General features: G+C 33.3%; 5 protein-coding genes and 1 pseudogene. 1 reads left to right on the forward strand and 5 read right to left on the reverse strand.

Annotated elements, in window-relative coordinates; all coding sequences use genetic code 11:
- The 4 genes and pseudogenes from ESZ54_RS12730 to ESZ54_RS12250 all read right to left on the reverse strand — a co-directional run.
- A pseudogene (locus tag ESZ54_RS12730) lies at positions 1–101 on the reverse strand (IS30 family transposase); the annotation flags it as partial.
- Between the two features lie 163 nt (positions 102–264).
- A complete protein-coding gene (locus ESZ54_RS12240; protein WP_136137935.1) occupies positions 265–615 on the reverse strand; it encodes a hypothetical protein in 351 nt (116 codons plus the stop codon).
- A 287-nt stretch (positions 616–902) separates the two neighbouring features.
- The gene (locus ESZ54_RS12245) at positions 903–1,475 is read right to left on the reverse strand and encodes a Type 1 glutamine amidotransferase-like domain-containing protein (RefSeq protein WP_136137936.1); all 573 of its coding nucleotides are present in this window, start codon (positions 1,473–1,475) and stop codon (positions 903–905) included.
- A gap of 51 nt (positions 1,476–1,526) precedes the next feature.
- The gene (locus ESZ54_RS12250) at positions 1,527–2,606 is read right to left on the reverse strand and encodes a S66 family peptidase (RefSeq protein ID WP_136137937.1); all 1,080 of its coding nucleotides are present in this window, start codon (positions 2,604–2,606) and stop codon (positions 1,527–1,529) included.
- Positions 2,607–2,766: 160 nt separating this feature from the next.
- On the opposite strand from ESZ54_RS12250, the gene ESZ54_RS12255 reads away from it, so the two are divergent.
- Complete coding sequence (locus ESZ54_RS12255) at positions 2,767–3,078, forward strand: hypothetical protein (protein WP_136137938.1); 312 nt, start codon at positions 2,767–2,769, stop codon at positions 3,076–3,078.
- Positions 3,079–3,147: 69 nt separating this feature from the next.
- On the opposite strand, the gene ESZ54_RS12260 is transcribed toward ESZ54_RS12255, so the two are convergent.
- A partial coding sequence (locus ESZ54_RS12260) for a transposase (RefSeq protein WP_162615172.1) occupies positions 3,148–3,360 on the reverse strand: 213 nt, incomplete at its 5' end.

A 3,360-nucleotide genomic window follows, 5' to 3' on the forward strand; every position in this document is an offset into this window, starting at 1 on the left:
GACCGATTCAAAGCATCAGCAACAAACTTAACTTTTTTAGTTTGATGATAATATGATTCTATTAAAACGAGTTCATCTGTAGTAAGATGTGTATAGGTCATTTGTGATCACTCTCCTTGTTTTCTTTTGTCGGAAGTACAATTTGAGTGTATCACAAATGATTTTTTAGTTGTCTAGCTTAATTTTACAATCGGCGATACAATAAAATAGTTTCAGATTTCTTATTAAAATCCGACACCAAATTGAATATACCACGATATCTATTCAGAAAAATGTGTCACTTCTAATTAGTTTTGCTTGCATAGACGCACTAGTATCATACGGAATGACGATTGTTTTTCCTGATTTTTGGATGATTTTAGGCGTATCAAGTTTGCCATTTTCTTCTATAGCAAAAGGATTAAAGACACGTTCGACTTCAAAATACAGGTCAGCTATATTATCAATATCAATAACTTGTTCTTTTCCCTTAACGATAACGATTAAACTTTTTGAATTATAGTAAATACCATCCTTTAATCGTCTACTGAGTAACACCACTTTCAATCGCAAAATCGAAAGAAATAATGCTACAAAGATCACACCGATTAAATCATAAACCTTAACAACTGCCATAATAAGTATTAAAATTAGAGCAACTGTATACATTAAAAAAATTTTTTAGGAAATTGGTAAATTGGTTCCATTTTTCTCCTCCTTTTTTATAATAATACACAAAAAACAGTGTTTCGTACAATAGTTCTTGTACTAAATTTTATGATTATAATCGTCGTTGAATAGAAAAAATGACATAGTAAAGATAGCTATTATTTACGGAACAATGCGCACTAAATAACAACTAACTTCACTATATCATCGACATATAAACATAAAAAAGACTATTTCTAAAAATACAGTGATCGTTATTCTTCCACGACCAGAACATCACGATCAGTTAATAGATGAAAAGCAAGCCGGTCTTGGTAAACTCTTAAAATTTCTTCAACTGCATCATTCAGATAGTCATTATTAACATGAGGTAATGGATAAACATCAATCACGTTGAAGCCTAACGTACTCTCTAAATGTGACGCTTTTTCAGGTTCATCCATATACTTGATAAAATCAATGTCTGGACCCATAATAATGGAACCTGCTGATTCCCCAATATAACGTTTGCCTTGACTAATGTGGTCTAAAATCAATAAATCCGCGCCACTTCGTCTTAATTCTTGCAATAAGTAAAACGTATTTCCTCCTGCAATAAAAATGATATCCACAGATGCGAGATCTTCCTTTAAAGTCGCTGATTCCAAATCGACAACCATCACATCTGCCTTTAGTTCAGAAAGGATTATCAATGTATCATCTTTGTAATCAGTATACTCTTCAACAAGACTTGCCGTATCAAAGAAAGCAATTTTTTGATCTTTTAAAGCATAAGTCAATTGCTGATAGCTATCCGCGAAAGAGGAGGCTAAAAATAAGTTTTTCATCAAAATACTCCTTTTGACATTAATTATTTGGTTGGTTTTGCAATTTAAATTTTAATCAGCAAAAACAGACTCTAAAAAACGAATACTTTGGTCATTTGTATCAACACGCACTTTAACGCCGTAAGGTAACACGCAACGTGGTGTTGCATGCCCAAAATTGACATTGTAAACCACAGATAAATCCGGATTGTCAATGACACGCAAAATAATTGAAATATATTCAGTATAATATGTTTCATCTTGCGGTTTTCCAATAATGACACCACTCACTTTGTTAAACATACCATGTTCTTTTAATAATGATAACATGTCCTCTAATGCTTCCGGTGTTTCTTTTAATTCTGATGTTTCAATAAATAAAACTTTACCGGCCCATTCAGCAGGACTTGGGAAAATTTTAGATTGTTTGACGATTTCAGGCTCATCCGCATAAACCTTGGGTGTCAACATATCGTGCAAACTATCAATACAGCCCCCTAAAAGTTGACCTTCAAAAACAGGGCTACCCTGTAACAGGACAAATCCTTTATCATCACGATGAGCCACGCGATTTTGACCAATTGCCTGATCAGAAAAATCCAAACGTTCATCATACCAAATTGGACTTGGTACAATTTTTTCGTATGTTGGACTATTTGCTAAATAATAGTTAAAATATTCAGCTGTATAAGGTAACATTTCATCGCTAATTTCCGCCAAATCAGTAATAAATGACATGCCATAATAAGTCGTCAAACCCAGATGATAAAACATCAAATGATTAATCGTGGTATCTGAAAAACCTGTAAATAGTTTGGGGTTTGTTTTAACAAGTGTTTTAAATTCTGGATGATTCATCAAATAAGGTAAGGTTTTATAAGTATCATCTCCTCCAATAGCGCAAATGATTCCTTTAATCTCGTCATCCTGAAAAGCAGCAATTAAATCCGCTGCACGGGCTTCTGGGTGGGCAGCAACAAAATCAATTCCTTTTAAAGCATTTGGCATCATAACTGGCACTAAACCTAAGTCCTTTAAACGTTTTGTGCCAATATCTACATTGTGTTGTGTGAATGGTTCTCCCAATAATCCACTTGACAAACTGACAATGGCAACTTTATCCCCTGATTCTAATCGTTTTGCTTTAATCATCTTCATCCTCCTCATTATTTTTTCATATCATAACAGAATTATCCTCCAAGTCCAATCATACCATGGTATAATAAAAGATAATTTAAGATCGATTTTAACATACAAATCACGACGAACACTTTTAATCAAAGTAACGTTTCAAGAAAGGTGGTTTTTCTTTATGAATGGCTTTTTATTATTGATTCCACTACTCCTCATTCGCTTAGTTCTCATGCCATTATTGAATCCCAAAGCGGCACAAGAGGCGACACAATTTGCCCCACTTTTAAAAAATGAACAATGGGCATATTATCTTTATCAAGTGACGAATTTGATCTTACTCTTTATGCCATTAGGATTGCAGGTAACAACATCACTACCTTTCATCCTTATTGGTGGCTTTGTTTATCTGATTGGGCTCATGATTGTTCTGTTGGCCATCATTGCCTTTTCAAAAAAAGAAGAACAAACATTATATACGTTAGGTATCTGAGCTAATTTCATAATTCACTTTTTAGAAAAGTAAACACTCGACCAATTTCAATATTCTTGTTTTTTGAAGTTAAGCGACTAGTTCTTTTCTATATTTCACTTGTGATAATCGTTGTGCTGCAAAATTCTTTAAATTATAAGCAAGTTGAATCAGTAATAGTTCCACTTGAACAATTTCTGATCGATAGTGTGTCGTATCATTTAATTTCATATGTTCTTTTAGATAACCATTCACTCTTTCAACTGCACTTCGTTTCGCGTATAGTTTTTCCCAAGCTTTTGT

The organism is Vagococcus silagei (assembly GCF_004795745.1).
GTDB classification, from domain to species: domain Bacteria; phylum Bacillota; class Bacilli; order Lactobacillales; family Vagococcaceae; genus Vagococcus; species Vagococcus silagei.